At 35.0% G+C, this 19,292-nt stretch carries 15 protein-coding genes; all 15 read left to right on the forward strand.

The annotated features are described in order from the left end of the window. Positions 1-18: 18 nt before the first annotated feature. The 15 genes from fliD (at position 19) to I6751_RS09880 (ending at position 19,280) form a co-directional block, all read left to right on the forward strand. Positions 19-1,866 (forward strand): flagellar filament capping protein FliD, encoded by a 1,848-nt coding sequence (fliD, locus tag I6751_RS09810; RefSeq protein WP_196590700.1) that lies wholly within the window; start codon positions 19-21, stop codon positions 1,864-1,866. 27 nt (positions 1,867-1,893) lie between these two features. Continuing rightward, complete coding sequence (fliS, locus tag I6751_RS09815; RefSeq protein ID WP_196590701.1) at positions 1,894-2,277, forward strand: flagellar export chaperone FliS; 384 nt, start codon at positions 1,894-1,896, stop codon at positions 2,275-2,277. Between the two features lie 139 nt (positions 2,278-2,416). Continuing rightward, positions 2,417-2,752, forward strand: coding sequence for a hypothetical protein (locus tag I6751_RS09820; protein ID WP_196590702.1), 336 nt, complete (start codon positions 2,417-2,419; stop codon positions 2,750-2,752). 158 nt (positions 2,753-2,910) lie between these two features. Beyond that, on the forward strand, positions 2,911-4,257 hold the full coding sequence (locus tag I6751_RS09825; RefSeq protein ID WP_196599092.1) for a flagellin N-terminal helical domain-containing protein: 1,347 nt from the start codon (positions 2,911-2,913) through the stop codon (positions 4,255-4,257). A gap of 133 nt (positions 4,258-4,390) precedes the next feature. After that, positions 4,391-6,199, forward strand: a complete 1,809-nt coding sequence (locus tag I6751_RS09830; protein WP_196590704.1) for a tetratricopeptide repeat-containing glycosyltransferase family 2 protein — start codon at positions 4,391-4,393, stop codon at positions 6,197-6,199. Continuing rightward, entirely contained in the window at positions 6,196-8,520 is a 2,325-nt protein-coding gene (locus tag I6751_RS09835) for a glycosyltransferase family 2 protein (protein ID WP_196590705.1), read from the forward strand. Before I6751_RS09830 ends, I6751_RS09835 begins: the two co-directional genes overlap by 4 nt. A gap of 6 nt (positions 8,521-8,526) precedes the next feature. Then, positions 8,527-9,282 (forward strand): tetratricopeptide repeat protein, encoded by a 756-nt coding sequence (locus I6751_RS09840; protein WP_196590706.1) that lies wholly within the window; start codon positions 8,527-8,529, stop codon positions 9,280-9,282. Positions 9,283-9,376: 94 nt separating this feature from the next. After that, positions 9,377-10,501 carry a tetratricopeptide repeat protein gene (locus I6751_RS09845; protein WP_196590707.1) on the forward strand — a complete coding sequence of 375 codons (1,125 nt, stop codon included), beginning with the start codon at positions 9,377-9,379 and terminating at the stop codon, positions 10,499-10,501. A 295-nt stretch (positions 10,502-10,796) separates the two neighbouring features. Beyond that, positions 10,797-13,232, forward strand: a complete 2,436-nt coding sequence (locus tag I6751_RS09850) for a hypothetical protein (protein ID WP_196590708.1) — start codon at positions 10,797-10,799, stop codon at positions 13,230-13,232. A 265-nt stretch (positions 13,233-13,497) separates the two neighbouring features. Next, complete coding sequence (locus tag I6751_RS09855) at positions 13,498-14,283, forward strand: methyltransferase domain-containing protein (protein WP_196590709.1); 786 nt, start codon at positions 13,498-13,500, stop codon at positions 14,281-14,283. Between the two features lie 69 nt (positions 14,284-14,352). Then, entirely contained in the window at positions 14,353-16,089 is a 1,737-nt protein-coding gene (asnB, locus tag I6751_RS09860; RefSeq protein ID WP_196590710.1) for an asparagine synthase (glutamine-hydrolyzing), read from the forward strand. A 25-nt stretch (positions 16,090-16,114) separates the two neighbouring features. Next, entirely contained in the window at positions 16,115-17,059 is a 945-nt protein-coding gene (locus I6751_RS09865; RefSeq protein WP_196590711.1) for a polysaccharide deacetylase family protein, read from the forward strand. Next, positions 17,056-18,234 carry a glycosyltransferase gene (locus I6751_RS09870; RefSeq protein WP_196590712.1) on the forward strand — a complete coding sequence of 393 codons (1,179 nt, stop codon included), beginning with the start codon at positions 17,056-17,058 and terminating at the stop codon, positions 18,232-18,234. The genes I6751_RS09865 and I6751_RS09870 overlap by 4 nt, the downstream gene beginning before the upstream one ends. After that, positions 18,228-18,704 carry a hypothetical protein gene (locus I6751_RS09875; protein ID WP_196590713.1) on the forward strand — a complete coding sequence of 159 codons (477 nt, stop codon included), beginning with the start codon at positions 18,228-18,230 and terminating at the stop codon, positions 18,702-18,704. Before I6751_RS09870 ends, I6751_RS09875 begins: the two co-directional genes overlap by 7 nt. 51 nt (positions 18,705-18,755) lie before the next feature. Continuing rightward, positions 18,756-19,280, forward strand: a complete 525-nt coding sequence (locus tag I6751_RS09880) for a hypothetical protein (protein WP_196590714.1) — start codon at positions 18,756-18,758, stop codon at positions 19,278-19,280. Positions 19,281-19,292: the final 12 nt, after the last annotated feature.

Below are 19,292 nucleotides of genomic sequence, written 5' to 3' on the forward strand. Positions count from 1 at the left end.
TAACAGGAGATGACTATTATGGGAGTAAATGGTATATATGGTCTGGCATCGGGACTGGATATTGATTCACTTGTTACCCAGGCAATGAAGGGAAAACAGACGCAGTATGATTCCATTTATAAAAAAGAACAAAAGGCTGAATGGACAAAAGATGCATATAATACCTGGTATAAGAAACTCATTGATTTTCAAAATAATACCCTTTATAAGTATGCTCTGTCCAGCGGCATGGATCCTAAAACGGCATCAAGTTCAGATACCAGTGTCGTAACAGCGACAGCCGGTGGTGCTGCGGCTTCGCTTTCCCATCAGGTATCGGTAAACAGCCTGGCGTCCAATGCATATTTGAAGAGTACCGGTACAGTGACAAGAAATACATCTGATTCGACAAGTATTAAACTATCTGACATTATAGGAATGTCAAATGTAAAGCTTACATCATCTACTGCCGATACATCAGCAAAAGATACTCTTACTTTTACGCTGAACGGGCAGGATGTTACTTTGACCGGCTCGCAGATGGATGAGACAGCTGTCAGTTTCACTGTCCGTGATGGTACAAATGTGACCAATATAGATAACAGTGCCCAGACAAAGAACTATAAAACGATTTCTTATAGTTACAGAGACTTAGCTGAATCCACATTGAATGATTTGGGCAATTCCATAAGCAATAGCGGGACCAATATATCAGGCCAGTATGACTCAGTGAATGATTCCTTCAGTATTTATAATAAAGCTGGCGGGACGGGCAATATGGTCGACTTGACCGTGGATACGGTGACCAATAACCTTAGTGGAGAAAATGTCACATCCAGCAGCAATGATAATACCCGTAAGCTTTTGTCTGCACTCAATTTAGGGGTTTATAATGCTGCCAGCAATACGCTGGGAAGTGCTATTAATGCCGGTTCATCAGCCAGCCCGACGGGTTTTGATAATACACCGGCTGATGTAGGCAATATAAACACCGCCGACAGCAGTACGGCTATTGCCGGCACAAACGGCAGCGTTACAATTGACGGCAAAACTTATGATAAAGTCACAGGAACCCAGATCAGCGTGGATGGCGTAACATATAATCTTGTCTCTGCCAATGCTATTGGCAAAACAGCAACTGTTACAATAGGCAATGATACGGATACTGTTGTAAAAAATGTCCAGCAGTTTGTCACTGATTATAATACACTGCTGACCAGCTTGAAAAATGATGTGTATACAAATCCTGATAGCAATTATCAACCTCTGACCGATGCTGAAAAGAAGACCATGACGGCAGATCAGATAACCCAGTGGGAAACAAAGGCCAAAGCAGGGCTTTTATACAAGGATCCTACATTATCTGACCTGATTGACAGCATGCGTTCGGCGGTTAACACAAAGATATCCGGGCTTAGCGGCAGCTATACCAGTTTAGCCAGCCTGGGTATTACTGTATCAGCTGATTGGAATAAAGATTCAAGCGGTATGCTGACTTTGGATACGAGCACTCTGCAAAAAGCACTGGCCAGTGATCCCGAGGCAGCATATAAGGTTTTAGATAATCCTGTGTATGATAAAAATGACAGTTCGACATATGGAGTAGTTAAAAAGTTAAATACGGCGCTGTCAACGGCAGCCGGCAGCGGATCACTGGGAACCAATGCTACAGGATTATTGGGAGATGCTGGTACTACTGATTCAAGCAATTATGCGGACCAAAGTTACTGGGGCAATAAAATAAAAGACTTAAAGAACCAGTTAAGTGATTTTCAGGATACAATGAATAAGTACCAGGATAGCTTATACAGCCAGTTTGATGCTATGGAAACGGCCATATCAAATCTGAATTCCCAGTATAGCTTTATATCCAGCTATAGCAGCTAAAAAGATAAGTACAAGGAGATTATGTAGATGCAAAATGCTTCTTATACTGCTGAAGCATATAAAAGGCAGCAGATTTTAACAGCTAGTCCGGAAATGCTCACACTGATGCTCTACAATGGGGCTGTAAAGTTCATTAATGAAGGAATCAAACATATCGGTGAAGAAGACTGCATAAAGTCTAACAAAGTCCTGATTCGTGCACAGAATATAATAATAGAACTTATGTCATCACTTAATATGGAATATGATATAGCTAAGCAGCTGTATCCTATTTATAATTATATATACCGCATTTTGATAGAAGGCAATATGAAAAATGATGCCGATAAGTTGGAAGAAGCAAAAAAACTGGTATTGCAGTTACGCGATACTTGGGCTCAGGCGATGAAAAAGGCGCATCAGGCCGAATGATATATAGTTATTAACAGCAGTATGTGTTGCCGTTATAGTAAAAAACGTAGGATGTTATGATTTTTATCATGAAATAGTTTGGTTTTGGTATTGCAACTTGACAAAATAGGTTATATAATGAATAAAGCTGGAGTATATTATGGAAAACAGTGATGCAAAAGCAGAAGTCTTATGGAAGAAGTTTTATATGGTGACGACGGAGATGTATCGTTTTATCAAAAAAAATGATACGGATATGTTTCTTAGTCTTTTGGACCAGCGTTTGGAGTTGCAGAAACAACTAGAGCAGCTTAATAATATAACTTACCATAAAACAGAAGCGGGCAGGGCATTGATTAGACAGATCAATCCGCTTAATGTAAGAATTCGTGCTCTGGCGCAGTCTTGGCTGATAAGTCATCGCAATTTAAATAATAAAGTTCATTCTTATGATGCGATGACTTATGCGGGGAATTTTTTTAATAAAAAGATGTAAAATTTTATAGAAACTATTAAGTTCAAACCGAAGCAGCACGATAGTATTATTGAGGTTGGAAATTATATAAGCCGAGCGATCGGCGGCTGTGTAATTTTTGATTATATATACCGTTCAGGATGAGCGGAACAAATTAAATTATCAGGGAGGAATTTCTCATGGCTTTAGTAGTAAAAAATAATATGTCAGCACTTAACACGCTGAACATAATGAGTAAAAACAACAAAAATTTGGCAGCTAGTCTGCAGAAGGTGTCATCTGGTCAGAAAATCAACAGTGCTGCCGATGATCCGGCAGGATATGCTATTTCTCAGCGCATGCAGACTCAGATTCGTTCATTGAACCAGGATAATACCAATGCTGCAAATGGTCAGAATATGTTAAAGACAGCAGAAGGTACTGTTGCTTCAACCGTTGATATCTTGAAAACATTGAAGGAAAAAGTTCTTGATGCTGCCAATGATACCAACACCACATATGATCGCAATACTATTCAGGATTACTTGGATCAGACAGTTGCCCAGATCAATGATAATGCAAATGTAACTTATAATAGCAAGCTGCTTGTTGATGGTTCCATGAACCAGCAGGGAAGTGCTACTACAGTGGCTTATTCAAATGCAAGTTTAGCTACTGACACAACATTTTTTACGGCATTGACGGCATTAAAGGATCGTAATGGGAATACCCTTAATATTCTTTCCCAGGATACCGTTACAGTATCTTATGTCACAAACGGTAAAGTTATGACAACGAGCTTCAAAGTTGGCAGTAGTACTTTAAGTGATATATTCAGTAAAGCTAATCAGGCTACAGGCGCCACTATAACAGGCATGGGCAATAGTGTTTACTTAAAAACGGCGGGAACTGGTTCTACAATTGGTAAGAATGCCCAGGATGTGACAATGCATACAGCAGATGGTTCTTCTGTTTTGACTGTTACTTCTAATAAGAGTGGTATTAGCGGTAATATAGCTGGGTTTACGATCAGTATTTCTGGTACGGATGGTAATATTAAAACATCAGTTAATACTAAGCTTGATGCATGGGATGAACAGATCAGTGCCCAGGATAAATCAAATGACAATTCGATTACCCTGCAGGTTGGTACTAAAGCTAACCAGACTATCCGTGTAGGCCTTGGTGATATGCGGGCTCAGGCTCTGGGACTTCAAGGTGTTTCTGCTGATGGCAGTGTACAAAATCTTGATGTCAGCACACGTGCCAATGCTAATGCTGCTGTTAACGTTCTTGACAATGCAGTACAGAAAGCTCTTAAAGAACAGACCCAGATCGGTTCTGTGGAAAGCCGCTTAGATTATACACAGGATAACTTGACAACGGCCAGCCAGAATGTACAGGCTTCCGAATCAACCATTACTGATGCTAATATGGCTCAGGAAATGACTGAATACACGAAGAACAATATTCTGATGCAGGCTTCACAGGCAATGCTTGCTCAGGCTAACTCAGGCAGCCAGAACATATTGCAGTTGTTGCAGTAATGTTTGCCGATTGTTCTTTGACGGATTTATTAAGACGGATGTTAATATTAACATCCGTCTTAATTTTTATCTGCTTAATTAAAAGTTGAATAGATAAAAATTAAGATGGATATTAATAAGCAGTGGGGGATATATGCATATATCAGCTTGTGTCATAGTTAAAAATGAAGAAAAAAATATAGACAGATGGTACAATTCTGTAAAAGACTGCAGCGATGAACAAATAGTAGTGGATACCGGATCTACAGACAGAACGGTATCTATTTTGAAAAAAATGCCTGTGAAATTTTATCATTATAAATGGAAAAATGACTTTGCCGCTGCTAAAAACTTTGCTATAAATAAAGCAAAAGGAGATTGGATAATATTTCTTGATGCCGATGAATATTTCGCTGATGATATAGATCTGAGAAATAGTTTATTAATGCTTGATAAACAGAATGTTGATGCACTTTTATGTCGAATGATCAACATCGATGTAGATGATGGAAATATTGAAATAAATAGATTTATGCAGACGCGTATATTTCGCAATGATGAAAATATGAGATACGTTGGGAAAATACATGAACAGCTGGTAAAAGATAGCAATAAATTGAAATTATTGGAACAAAAAGAAATTATTATATATCATACCGGTTATTCCAGCCAAAAATACTTGAATAAAATTAAAAGAAATTTGAAAATACTACAGGAGAATATAAAAAAATCTGGTGAAAATATATATTATTACAGATATCTTGGTGATTGCTATTATGCTTTAGAAAATTATGCTGAGGCTATTAAGTATTATAAGAGGCATATAGAAAGTCAACTACATTCCTTGAATAATGAAAATGACATCTATTTTAATTTAATTGATTCTATGATCAAACAAAAATATATTTTACAAGATATTCTTAATACAATAAAAAAAGCTAATGACCTGTTTCCTGACCAGCCGGAATTTATTGCACAACATGCTGCCTTGAATTTTTCGGACAGACATTATAATACAGCAAAAAAATTTTTTTTACAGGCTTTAGCGTTATATAAAAAAAATCGGGATTCGTCTTCGGATAATTTTACAGCTTTATTACCGGAAGTATATAGATATCTTGCACAAATATATATATATGAAAAAAAATTTGCCAAAGCATATTTATTTTTGAACAAGGCACTGCTGCTAAATAAATATAACTATAAGGCATTACGGCTTTTGGGTATTATATTGCAAAAATTTTCATATGAATATAGTGTCAATTGTTTATCTAAATATTATGATGACACAATCAAGGATATACTGTTTTTGTCTGATCAGTTTTTTTATATAGGAACAAAAAACTTATTTATACATTATAATAAAGTTTTATTTAATAAATTTGGTATTCACTCAGAAAAATGGAGGTCATGGGAAATAGTTATGAATGAGAGTAAAAACGATGCCTTTGAAAAATTATTGATACAGACGGTGGAAAAAATACAGCTATTATTTATTTCTTTGCTCTTTTTGGGAGATTTGCCCGATAAATACCATAATGTGCTGCCAAAGGGAATTTGGCAATGTTTAAGTGCCTATTATGGGAAAATCGAATTAACGGAAGAAAATTTTGATTCATATATAACTTTAATCTCTGTGGTTGCCAGACGGACTGATAAAAACATACAACAAAAATATTTTTCTCTTGGTACAAGATTTTCATTAAACAAGCGTGCTAAAATATTTGATGAATTATGCCGATTGGAAAAATGGCAGAGCGCTGGGAAATTCCTTTCTGATGATATGAGGCAATATTTTGGAAATGATATGAATTATGTAATAAAAATGGCAAAAATAGCTTATTATAATAAGGATTTAGTAAAAGCAGAAAAATATTTTGAGATATTGCTACAAAACAATTACAATTCCGCGGAAGTAAAATCATATTTGACGTGGATAAAAGATAGGAGAAATAGTGAATGATAAGGATATCGGCTTGTGTAATTGTAAAGAATGAAGAAAAAAATATTCGTCACTACTTAAAAAACATGTGGGCAATTGCTGATGAAATTATTGTCGTCGATACCGGGTCTACCGATGATACCTGCAATATTGCTGTAAAAGCAGGCGCCATATTATATAAATTTGAATGGTGCAATGATTTTTCGGCCGCAAGAAATTTTGCTATAGGTAAAGCAAAGGGAGAATGGATTTTATTTCTTGATGCTGATGAGTATTTTACCGATGAATCGATAAAACTAGTAAAGAAAAATATTATGTCCATCGAGAAAGATGTAAAGATTTTCATGTGCAGACTGACAAATTTTGATGAACGTAGGAAACCGGTAAATACTGTATATGTGGTACGTGGTTTGAGAAATGATCCCCAATTATGTTATCAGGGAAGGGTACATGAACAATTGTTTTATGCCGGAAAAGAGATTACAAATATAGCAGTGATATCGGATATAGAGATTTATCATACGGGTTATTGGCAGAAGGACATTGAGAATAAACTACGTCGAAATTTAAAAATAATGAATGATGATATGATAGAGAATGGTGATAATCCTCGTTATTATTCGGCATTAGCAGATTGTTATTATGGTTTGGGAGATTATGATAGGGCAATTGTTTTTGCCGAAAAATTTATTGCCTCTGGTTTAAAGGCCTTGGGGGGAGAAGAACAAATATATCATACACTTATCTCTTCGCTGTATTTGTCAGGAAAAAGCAGTGATGAAATATTATCTGTTTTGGACAAGTATGGGAAAAAAGACCAATATGGGAAAATGATACAAAAAAAATATAATGAAGATGCACAGCAAAAAAAGGCTATATTTATTTCAGCCTGTGTGATTATGAAAAATGAAGAGAAAAATATACAAAGATATTTAAAATATATACAACCGCTAGTTAATGAAATAATTCTCGTTGATACAGGTTCAACAGATAAGACAATTGACATTGCCCAAAAAGCTGGTGCTAAAGTATATAATTTTGAATGGTGTGATGACTTTGCAGCGGCTAAAAATTTTGCTATAGAAAAAGCAAGGGGAAAATGGATAATTTTTTTGGACGCCGATGAATATTTTCTAGAAAATGATGGACGACAAGTTTTAAAATATATAAAAAAGTATGATTCGGATCCTAAGGTTGATGCTTTGGCATGCAAGATGATAAATATTGACCCGGATAATGATGAATTTTTATCCAGTTTTTATCAGCTGCGTGTGTTTCGCAATGATCCTGATATGCGTTATTTAGGGAAAATACATGAATCATTACAGGGAAGAAATAACAAAGTTATACAATTGAAAGTTTTGCAAGACGATGTGCAGATAATGCATACGGGATACTCTGCCTCAAATTCCGAAGAAAAATCTAAAAGAAATTTAGTGTTATTAAAAAATGAAATAGAAAAAAATAGTGATGATCCGCAATATTTTGCTTATATAGGAGATTGTTACTACGGCTTGGGAGATTATGAAAAAGCCATTTATTATTCTCAAAAATTTATCGACAGTGGGTTGAATATGATAGGTGCAGAGACAAATCCTTACGTGAGATTGATTGATTCGCTTTTTTTAGCGGGACATGCCAATGTCGAAATTTTGAAAGCAGTTGATATTGCTATAGATAAATTTAAAACGGTACCCGATTTTTTTGTTATGAAAAGTTTTTTATTACTTAAAGAAGGCAATTATGTCGATTCAGAAAAAAATTTGCAAAAGACAGTTGCTTTATTAAAGAAAAAAAATTTTAATATAACATCATCTGTTATGCCGCGTTTTGAAAATTTTATTTACAATGTGGCAGGTGCCTTAGCCAAAACAAGGGATGACAGATCTAAGGCAATATCATATTTCATAAAATCTTTGCAAAACGATAAACATAACGTAGAATTCTTTGATAATTTTTATTATGTTGTGAAAAATAAAGACAATAGGCTTTTGTTGAGAATGTTAAATAAAATTTATAACTTTAATGACGATACTGACATAAATTTTTTGACAGCAATGCTTAAAAGATATAAGCTGGATGGAAAATTTTTATATTGTTTTAATATGCTGAGTAAAAAAAATATGCAAAATCCTCTCAAGGAATATGCATTGATAGCACAAAAAAAATATCGGACGGCAAATGAAATATTAGTAGTGGATCTTCGGGAAATTTACAAAAAAATGATTTTTGAATTTTTACTTGATAAGAAACAAGACAAATATGAAAAAATGCAATTGATTCTGCCGGATGTATATAAAGTAATTCTTGATAATGCAATTAGAAAATTTAACAGGATGTAAATCACAATGAATAATAAATATAGAAGATTTATATGTGATGGTGTACCTTATAAAATAGTTTATAATTATGGTAAAGGTGAACGGGCGTATAGAGAGAAAAAATATGATATTGCAGAAAGTTTTTTCATAAAGCTTTTAAATGATGCTGAACAATTTTCTGAGTATGCTAAAAAGGAAATCTTAACGAGTATTTATTTTTATTTGGGAGAAATATCTCAAATAAAGAGTGATAAAGCAATGGCTGTAAAATACTACGCAAAATTTTTACAGGAAAAACCTTATAATGATAAAGTTTTGTTAAAATTTTATCATTTATTGGAATCGCTGGATGTTAAAGAAAAAATTGTAATTTTAAATAGTATCTATATGATAGATAAAAATAGGCTAAAATTTTTGACAAATATTTTGTATAGACACTTTTCTGGTAAAATAATCTTGTTTTATCAAAAAATTTTACGAGAGAAGTATAACATCAATATCATTGATAATATGGGAGAAAATCTATTAAACGCCCAGATTTATGATAGGTCTTGTGATGCATTTGATATGGCTTTATCGGATGATTATGAATTCATGATAGCAATAAATAAGAATTTATCGGATAAAAGTGTCAAATCTATATATCATATACTACCCGATAAATATCATCAGGTTATGAATGAGATTATATCAAATTGTGAAAAAAGTGGTGATGAAGAGATAAATTATAATATTAAAAAAATAAATTCCATAATAAGAAATTATAATACATGGAAAATGTAAATAAACACTAATTATATAAGATAAATTGAACAATATTAAAATATTAAAGTTATAAATTATTATTAACAAAATATTTTATGTAAGGTGATATGGTATGGGAAAAAATAAAAAACGTATTATAAAAAATAGACGGAGGGAAATTGCTGTGAAAAATTTGCAGTATAGTAATTTAAAAAGTGATAATATAAATTCAAAAACTAATGAAAGTAAACATCGCCAGGAAATAAAAGTGTTGATAGAAGAAAAAAAATATAATGCGGCGATGGAAAAAATAATCAGTTTATTCGATACCGGACACACGGATTATGACTTAATGTTTGATTTAGCGGAAATATACTACGCCACCCATGATTATCAAAGAGCGGAAAAGTGGGCATTTAATTCTTTAAAGACACAAAAAACAGGCAAACCATTTATACTATTAGCTCAAATATATTCGGATAACAATGATACGGAAAAAATGGCCGGTGCCTTAAACGACGCATTGAGATTGTCTGAAAGTATTTCAGATGCTGATGGTGAACTGATGGACGATATGCTTTTGGTAGTGGAACTGGCCTATGATGCTGATATAATTGCGGAGAAATATCCCTATATTGCTAAAAAAATGGAAGAAGATGAAGCTGGTATAGATATGAATCTATCGACAGAAACTGATGAAGAACAGCAACAGGATAATATCGCAAAAGATATTGATGAAGAACTCGCTGCTGAAGATGATAGGACAGACAATACTAAACATGCCACAGATGATGAGTCACTGCAGTCAGCTCAATCGGCTGCAGATTCTATTGAGCAGATGATAAATACGGAATTAGCGAAAGATTCTGGGCAGACGCCGGCGGACGACATAGAACAGCCTTCTGCCCAAATGGCGGCAGAACAGGCTACTGGTAATGATATAACAAATAGTACAACTTCGGCTGCTGAACCGGCTATAGAAAGTATTAGTGCCGGTATACTGCAGGAAGATACATCACTTACGGATAAAATAAAAAAACTTAATGCCGTGGCAGCAAAGTATTATTTTGATGATGATTTTACATCAACCCAGTTTTTTTTAGAGACGGCATTTTCTATCGATGCACATGATGAAGGGACGCTGCGTAACTTGGTGCAGGTGTCTTTGCGGCAAAAGAATAAGGGAAAAGCCGCTGATTATGCCATAAGGATGCCGATGGTTGATTTTGTGCTATTGGATAAAATAAAGAATAACTGAACATGATGATCAAATTGTAATGAATATAACCTGGAGTTTAAGTTTCGCTCCAGGTTTTTCGATATAATATAAAGATTTAATATTAGTAAGGCTGCTTGCATTAGTGTCCCTATATGGGAGGATAGAGACCATTTTGGCAACGATAGATATGTCATCCTTCCATAAAAATAGTTAGTACAGTCGATTAAAGAGCTATTTTTAAATTCAAAGATTATAAGTATCTGATAATGAAGGCAGGATTTTATACGACACATCAAGAATTATAATACATCCAAGGATTGGGAGGAACACTTGCATGAGACGGCAGATAAGAGACCAAATTTTAAATATAATGGTTTCAGTTAAAAAGGGACTTGCCTATTTTCAAGTCTCAAATAAATACATAGTATTAAAAAAATGCATACAGGCATTGCAATCTGTTGAACAGTTATGTCAAAATGGTTTTTCTAAAACACGGGCAGATTATTATAATCAGGGTTTTAGTATGATTATTGATAAGCTATCCCAACAGTTGATCACTCAGCAAAACATGGCTAAATTTGATTGCGATGCATTTATAAAATCTCTTGACATTATTTCTGCGCGATTATCAAACGATAAAGAAGTAAAAAAAGAGATTATTTTTTTGCCGTATAAAGCTTCAATGTGGGATAGTCTGGAAAGTATCTGGCAGGCTGCTGCCGCTGACAAGGAAAACTGCGATGCCTATGTAATACCTATTCCCTATTGTGATCGCAATCCGGATGGCTCGGCGGCACAATGGCACTGTGAAGCCGATCAGTTCCCTTCATACGTACCCATAACTGACTATCGAGAATATAACATAGCTAAACATCGACCAGATGTCATTTATATACATAATCCCTATGATGGATATAACCGTGTTACATCTGTTGATTCAAGTTATTATTCCAGTGAATTGAAAAAATATACGAATATGCTTGTATATGTGCCGTATTTTGTGTCAGGACCTGCTGTTTCTGAGGATATTTGTCAGGCACCTGGCATCGTAATGGCAGACCATGTTATTGTGGAATCAGAGAAAATAAAAAAACAGTACGAGACATATTATCCGGGAGGTAATCCACCTAAGGACAAATTTTTGGCACTAGGTTCGCCAAAGTTTGATAAAGTTCTCAGCAGTAAAAAAGAAGATTTTGTTTTACCTGATAACTGGGAAAAAATAATAAACGGCAGAAAAATCATATTGTATAATACCAGCCTTGGTGCTATGCTGGAAAATTCGGGCAGGGTAAATGCTAAGCTGCGTTATGTTTTTTCTGTATTTAAGGAACGTAAGGATGTGGTTCTTTGGTGGAGGCCGCATCCTTTGATGAAAGCTACAATGGAATCAATGCGCCCGGAAATTTTGCAGGAATATGAGCAGATAGAACAAGAATATAAAAATGAAGCATGGGGAATATATGATGATACAGCGGAGCTGGATAGGGCAATAACATGGTCGGATGCTTATTACGGTGATATGAGCTCGGTTGTATGGTTGTATAAGGTGACTGGAAAATCACTTTTAATACAAGATTTAAATGATGGTATAACTTATCGGCACAGACGTCCTTTGATTGGAATGGGTGCAGAGCCAGATGAAACTGGTATGTGGACAGTATCATATATAGCAAATGTATTATTCCATCTGAATAAAAATAGACGGATAGTTGATAAAATGTATTTTTTACCAGAAATCCCAAATGGGACTTTAGTTACAACTCTTGTTCGATGGGAAAAATATCTTTATCTTGCTCCTTATAATGCTAAGGAGTTTTGGCGATTCGATATTGAGAAAGGAATTTTCTATAAAATTGAACTGGGACTTTCACAAAATGAAAAGGCATGTAATCAAAAATTTGCAAATATCACACTCTATAATGATAAATTATATCTTTTTGCTAGGACTATCGACAGTATATTTATTTATGATTGCAGGAGGGATACGTGTAAGCGTATTGATGGATGCTATGAACCATTAAAAGGAAGAGTTTCGTCTTGGACAGGATTTAATTCTTATAAGACACAGATGGGAGACAAGCTCTATTTGATGCTTTATGGAACGCACTTCTTGATGGAGTTCGATTTATCAGAGGAGAAATACAATTGGTATCAAATTGGTGATCGGGAAAATGAACGTTTTTTTGCATTGGCGGCTTATCAAGATGATATTATTCTTACAAATGAAATAAGTGGTGCGGTTATTTGGAACCCGAAGTATGGTATTATTCGCAGAGAACAGTATTTTAAGTTCGAGGACAGTGATCACAATTGGTCGGGCAGTTGCTGGTATTGCTATGTCCATGATGATATAATTGTATATTTCCCTGCTACTTATCCTGTTGTACTTTATCAACACATTGGTGAAAATACATTGAAACAGATTAATTACCGGACAGCGAATATGGCAGCCTACCCGGACGGAGTATATGCAAAACTCTCATTTAATTTTTGGTCGAAAGATACACTTTGTTTCCAAAATTCTATTGATGGTTTGATTTATTGTTATGATTTTCAGCAGGAAAAATTGTCTCGTATAGAAATAAACCTAACAAATAAACAGATATTGGATATATGTCAACCACTTTTGGCAAGTAGTTTGCCACAAGATGAAGGAATTATTGATTTACCGTTGTGGATACAACATCAAAAGAAGGCCAATAGTGATATGCAAAACATGTGTACGGAGATCAGTGCGGGGAATAGTATTTATAATACTACTACATAATAAGGGAAAAGAAACCAGTGCGGAATAATTTTCATGAAGAAAGTTTTCTATGTTAGTAATTTTGATTATATGAATTGGTGGAAATTTATATTTAGCTGGATAAGGATATAACTATGTTATACATATGGAAAAATAATTGAGTCTAAAGGGAAAATAAGTTCTATAGGTATCAAGTTTATGCATGGTATTTTTTATAGTATTGTTCATGATGTTATGATTTTGTTATATGTTGTATGTGTATTTGATAAATGGAAGGAGTACAATCGTGTCTGAGAATAAGGACATCAACTACCGAGCAATGAAGTCTATGATCGGTCCGAGTAATCAAAAATCATCCGATGTAATAAGTAAAATTCTAATGGAAGCAATACATCCCACTTCTGTCTGTGATTTAGGATGTGGCATAGGGATTTGGTTACATGCTTTTGAACTTTTTCCAGAGGTTAAGCATATTCATGGTATTGATGGAGCATGGGTTAAAAATTGGTCTTTAGAAGTAGAACCTGATTGTATTGAGATCTATGATTTTGAGGATACTACTAATAAACCAATTTGTGTTAAAAATGGAGAACGTTATGATCTTGCCATTTGTTTAGAGATGGCGGAACATCTTTCGAATGGACGTGCTGATTATCTTATCGATACTTTGACAAGTTTGAGTAATGTTATTTATTTCTCAGGAGCAACACCGTGTTCGGGTGGTATGCATCATGTCAATGAACGATGGCCAAGTTATTGGATTCATAAATTTCGCAAGCGTGGTTATGTTTGTATTGATTACATTCGCCCTAAGGTATGGAATCAGTGGCGAGAAATATGCTATTTCTATGCAGAGGAATCATTTTTGTTCGTAAAAGAAGATAAACTTGATCAGTATGAAAAACTGAGTGATTATCATCAAGAGCCTATTATTGATTGTGTTCATCCTGAACATTTTCTGAATCAGGTTATCAAGCCCACACATGATTGGTCGTGGTTGCTGAAACTCCAAAAGCGTTTGATACATGCTTATAGGATTAAATTGCAGAATATGATTCACCATATTGATTAGGCAGGATGATTCAATTTTATTGGACTCATAAATATACTAATACTATAATCTATGAATGAGGATAATTATATGTGTGGAATTTTAGGTGGTAATTTTAAAGATTGGGACTATAAAAAAGGAATTGAAAGCCTTTATCATAGAGGTCCAGATGGGAACCGAGTAAAGAAAGCTGAAGAATTTACACTGGCATTTACTCGTTTGGCCATTATGGATTTAACAGATAATGGTATGCAACCGATGAGTTCTTCGGATGGTAAAGTTTGTCTTGTTTTTAATGGTGAAATTTATGGTTTTCAATCTTTAAAAAGCGAATTAATACATAAATATAAATTTTCGTCTTCGTCTGATACAGAAGTGATCCTTTATGCCTATATGGAATATGGCGATGAATTTATTGATAAAATCGATGGTATGTTTGCAATATCTATTCTTGATCTGAGAGAGAGAAAATTGAAATTGTATCGGGATCGTTCAGGAATTAAACCACTTTATTATTGTTTATATGACGGGAAAATAGCGTTTGCCTCTGAAATGAAGGCGTTAGTTGAAGCTTCAAAAAATAGTAGAATGTTATGGAAGTTGGATACTACGGCTCTTTATGATTATCTTTTTTATCAATATATTCCTGCACCTAAAACGATGTATCAGGGTTGTTATAAATTACAACCAGCTTCATGTCTTATTTATAATATTGATTCACATAAAATAGAAAATATTTTTCCGTATTGGCAATTACATGTAAATGTGAATAAAAAACGAGAACATAATGAAAAAGATGTGAGCGAAACATTACGCGAATTGTTACATAATTCGGTATGCGAACAACTTGTGGCAGATGTCCCTGTGGGGACCTTTTTAAGTGGTGGAATAGATTCTAGTATAATAACTTATGAGGCTAATTTATTGAGTCCGATGATTGAGACATTTACAATTGGTTTCCATGATACTGCATATGATGAATCGTGTTATGCAAACGCTTTGGCAGAAAGTTGTGGTTTAAACAATAAGGTTGATTTTTTTAATACGGAAAATATGGATAAACTAGAACCATTACTCACACAATGGTACGATGAACCATTTGCAGATACATCGGCTTTTCCAACTTATGCATTGTCGCGATTAGCGCGTAAATCTGTGAAAGTGGTGTTAACAGGTGATGGTGGTGATGAATTATTTGGAGGTTATCAGCGTTACCAAATATTTGCGGATAGAATGAGCGATAAAGTTTTTGATTCTGTTTCACTTAGTCATTTTGCTGAATTGAATCGATTGGATTTATTTTGTGGAGAAAATTTTTCACATAGGTATTTAACATCGGGGATAGATGAATATTGCCCTGTTATTTTTGTAGCGAATAATCAACAGGTTAGTTCCTACAAGAAAATTTGGAAAATCCCCGACGATTATGATGTTACATGGCATTTGAAAAAGCATTATTGTAAAGATTTACCAGTGATAACTCGTGCAAGGTATCTTGATTTTATGACATACCTTCCGGGGGATATATTAACAAAAGTTGATCGAGCAAGTATGGCACTCTCTTTAGAAGCACGTGTACCATTTTTATCACGGAAAGTTATTGAATATGCATTTTCACTTTCATCTGAAGAATGCTGCAGTGGATTAGATCTTAAACGTTGTTTAAAACAAGCATATAGAGGAATATTACCAGAAAAATTGTTGCATAGGAAAAAACGGGGGTTTTCAATTCCAAATTTTTATTGTGATAGTAGAAGTAAGTACAAGTCGGTTTCCGTTATGATTTTGGAAAAATATTGGAAACAGTTAAGTAGATATTCCTGCTAAACATTAGAAAGAAGGAAGATAGAGATTGAAAAAAATTTTGATCACGATTGATACTGAGGGCGATAATATGTGGCGGCCAATGTATTCAAAGAATGCTGTTCAAAATCGTATTACCATTGTAAATGGAGATTATTTATTGCGATTTCAAAAACTTTGTGAAAAATATAGTTTTATACCAACTTATTTTGTCGATTATGAAATGAGCTTTTCAAAAAGATTTACGGCAATGGCAAAAAAAAAATTGCTGCGGGGGACGTGTGAAATTGGTATGCATATGCATGGATGGAGTGTACCACCGTATTATCCACTTAAGCGTGGTGCTGGTCATACAGGAGCTTGCAATCCATATATATCAGAATACCCGAATGATATTATAGAAAATAAGGTACAAATATTGACAGAACAGTTGCAGAAAATCTTTGAATGTTCTATTACAAGTCATCGCAGCGGTCGTTGGCTTATAAATAAACAGTATTTAAAGATCCTTCGAAAGTATGGCTACTTGGCCGATTGTTCTGTGACTCCAGGTGTGGATTGGAGAAATAATTTAGGTTTGACAGAAGGGATAAAGGGACCAGATTATCGGGGATTCCCGAAAAATGCTTACGAGTTGAATGAATATAATATTTGCAAATGTGGACGAAGCGGCATCTTGGAGATTCCTGTCACAGTGCGGCAGGAGTGGATAAATGGTAGGATCGTATCCAATTGGTTGCGTCCGAACGGTAATAATCTCAATATAATGCTGCAAATTGTAGAAAGACATGAACAATCACCTTCTGACTATCTGGAATTTATGATTCATTCATCGGAATTGATGCCTTTTGGTAGCCCAGGTTTTCGCTCAGAGGGTAGTATTGAGAAAATATATTGTGATATGGATCAGCTTTTTTCTAAGATTGCTATTAAATATGAAGGTATGTCGATTACTACTTATGCGCGAAATAAATTAAGAGGAAATGTTTTATGAATATTGCAATACTTATTCCTGAACTCGGTGGTGGTGGTGCGGAACATGTGGCGCAGCGCATAGGCAATTTTTTTGTAGCAAGAGGGCATCAAGTTTACTATTTTTTGGGTGATTTTGGTGTTCCGGTACATTATTCAGTAAAGGGAAAAATTGTACGAACGGGTATCAGGCCGATTTATCCTTGGCGTATGAATTCATATGTTTTAACAGGTGGACAGCTTTGGCATAATGCACAATGCATTAAAGCTTTAAAAAGACGGTATGCAATTGATGTTTCAATCAGTTTTATGGAACAATTCAATGCTATTAATGTACTTTCACGTTGTGGAGATAAGATTATTGTTCGTGTTTGTACTATCCTTTCGGCACGTTCGCTGACAGGTGTACTTTATCATAGGCGTATGCTTCATTTTTTATATTCACTGGCGGATACGGTTGTCGTTATGGCACGAGATGGACAACGTGAGATGACTGATATTTATGATATTTTTCCACGGAAAATATCAATAATTCCCAATCCTGTCCATCTGCAACAAAAGTCATGGGAGCAGATGCGTGTTTTGCGTCTTGAACGCTATGTAAAGAAACAAGTACTGGTCGTCGGCCGCCTTGAAGGCGTGAAACAACAAGATCATATTATTCGTGCCTTCGCAGCTGTGGCAGCAAAAATTCCAGAGGCGCAATTGACCATTCTTGGGCAAGGACCACTTTTAGCATATCTGAAAAAATTGGCAGACATGGAACATCTGGAAGATAGAGTAAACTTTCCTGGTTTTGTCGAAGACATACAGCCGTATCTAATGGATGCAAGTGTTTGTGTTATAACTTCGAAATGTGAGGGATTTCCAAATGGTATTATTGAAGCAATGACATGGGCAATCCCAATTGTGGCAGCAGATGCACCAGGGGGATGCCGGGATATTTTGGATTGTTTTGATATGGATCAAGAAGGGGTAAGAATATGTCCATATGGAATTATGACTCCTCAATTACCAATACGTAAAATTAATTTTGGTGAACTGCTCTGGCCGCAGGAACATGCCTTGGCTGAGGCAATGATGCATATTCTGACTGATGAGGACTTGTTTATTTCCCTTGCAGTCAAATCTTATCAGCGTGCAAGAGATTATGAGATTACAAAAATCATGGAATTATGGGGGAGAATTTTATGTTGATGGTATTTATTTCCGTACTTAGTTTTTTGGTTGGTGCAGTAATGACAGGCATCTATGTCACACGGCGTATGGCAAGACTTGTAGATAAAGAAGCGGGGAAAAGTATGGGAAATATGCAGTTGGCGCATGCTATGATCCGTTGGGTGAAGATAAAACAAGATGAAAATAATCTGGCGACGGCTCTTATTAAAAGGAGCTATAAAAAGATCGCCATCTATGGTATGGCAGATGTTGGCGAACGGCTACTTGCAGAACTACAGAATAGTGGTGTTGAGGTAGCTTATGGAATTGATCAGAACGCTACAAATCTTTTTGCACCTATTGAACTACTAACACCGGATGAAGCGTTACCTCTTGTCGATGCTATCATAGTCACACCGCTCAATTATTTTGATGAGATTGAAACTATACTTGTAAAAAGGACAGATATTCCTATTTTATCTATTGAGGATTTAATGTTTGGTTTGTGAAAATATTAAATTTTATGGCACACAGTAAAGAGTTATTTTGGAGTATGTGATATGAAATTTTTGTATGAACAATGTGGTAAACGTATTGAGTGCATTTATTGGTCAAATCCCTTAAAGTTAGCAGAATTAGAACATGATGCTAAATATGTTGATGAGGTGCAGGTCTGGTATCCGTTAACTCTTGATGGAGAGGTTAAAGAACGATACGGAAATGTTTTGTCATATATAGAATTGTCAAATAAATGGGGAGCGAGAACAGCCTCCAAATGGATTAATTTAGTAGCTAGTGAAAAAGAAATTCTGCATGGATTTTCAAAAAATGCCCGATATGAAGTACGTAGGGCATGTAATCGCGATGATTTGCGGATTTTTTTCTATAGTGATGAAAATTTGACTGAAAAAATATTGGAACAGTATTATGATTTTTATGATAAATTTGCGCAAACTAAAGAAATGATTTTTTTAGAACGTGATAAAATTGGAACCCTTGTTCGTCAACGAGCATATATGATTGGTGTTGTTCAAGATGCAAAAGGAGTGTGGCTTACTGCTCACGGGAATATTTTGTTGAAATAGTCAAGAAAAGCG

Source organism: Pectinatus frisingensis (genome assembly GCF_015732285.1).
GTDB lineage: Bacteria > Bacillota > Negativicutes > Selenomonadales > Selenomonadaceae > Pectinatus > Pectinatus frisingensis.

What these genes read in the sequence shown, in the direction of transcription:
- fliD (WP_196590700.1), top strand. Translation starts at nt 19, where the DNA reads ATGGGAGTAAATGGTATATATGGTCTGGCATCGGGACTGGATATTGAT.
- fliS (WP_196590701.1), top strand. Translation starts at nt 1,894, where the DNA reads ATGCAAAATGCTTCTTATACTGCTGAAGCATATAAAAGGCAGCAGATT.
- I6751_RS09820 (WP_196590702.1), top strand. Translation starts at nt 2,417, where the DNA reads ATGGAAAACAGTGATGCAAAAGCAGAAGTCTTATGGAAGAAGTTTTAT.
- I6751_RS09825 (WP_196599092.1), top strand. Translation starts at nt 2,911, where the DNA reads ATGGCTTTAGTAGTAAAAAATAATATGTCAGCACTTAACACGCTGAAC.
- I6751_RS09830 (WP_196590704.1), top strand. Translation starts at nt 4,391, where the DNA reads ATGCATATATCAGCTTGTGTCATAGTTAAAAATGAAGAAAAAAATATA.
- I6751_RS09835 (WP_196590705.1), top strand. Translation starts at nt 6,196, where the DNA reads ATGATAAGGATATCGGCTTGTGTAATTGTAAAGAATGAAGAAAAAAAT.
- I6751_RS09840 (WP_196590706.1), top strand. Translation starts at nt 8,527, where the DNA reads ATGAATAATAAATATAGAAGATTTATATGTGATGGTGTACCTTATAAA.
- I6751_RS09845 (WP_196590707.1), top strand. Translation starts at nt 9,377, where the DNA reads ATGGGAAAAAATAAAAAACGTATTATAAAAAATAGACGGAGGGAAATT.
- I6751_RS09850 (WP_196590708.1), top strand. Translation starts at nt 10,797, where the DNA reads ATGAGACGGCAGATAAGAGACCAAATTTTAAATATAATGGTTTCAGTT.
- asnB (WP_196590710.1), top strand. Translation starts at nt 14,353, where the DNA reads ATGTGTGGAATTTTAGGTGGTAATTTTAAAGATTGGGACTATAAAAAA.
- I6751_RS09870 (WP_196590712.1), top strand. Translation starts at nt 17,056, where the DNA reads ATGAATATTGCAATACTTATTCCTGAACTCGGTGGTGGTGGTGCGGAA.
- I6751_RS09875 (WP_196590713.1), top strand. Translation starts at nt 18,228, where the DNA reads ATGTTGATGGTATTTATTTCCGTACTTAGTTTTTTGGTTGGTGCAGTA.
- I6751_RS09880 (WP_196590714.1), top strand. Translation starts at nt 18,756, where the DNA reads ATGAAATTTTTGTATGAACAATGTGGTAAACGTATTGAGTGCATTTAT.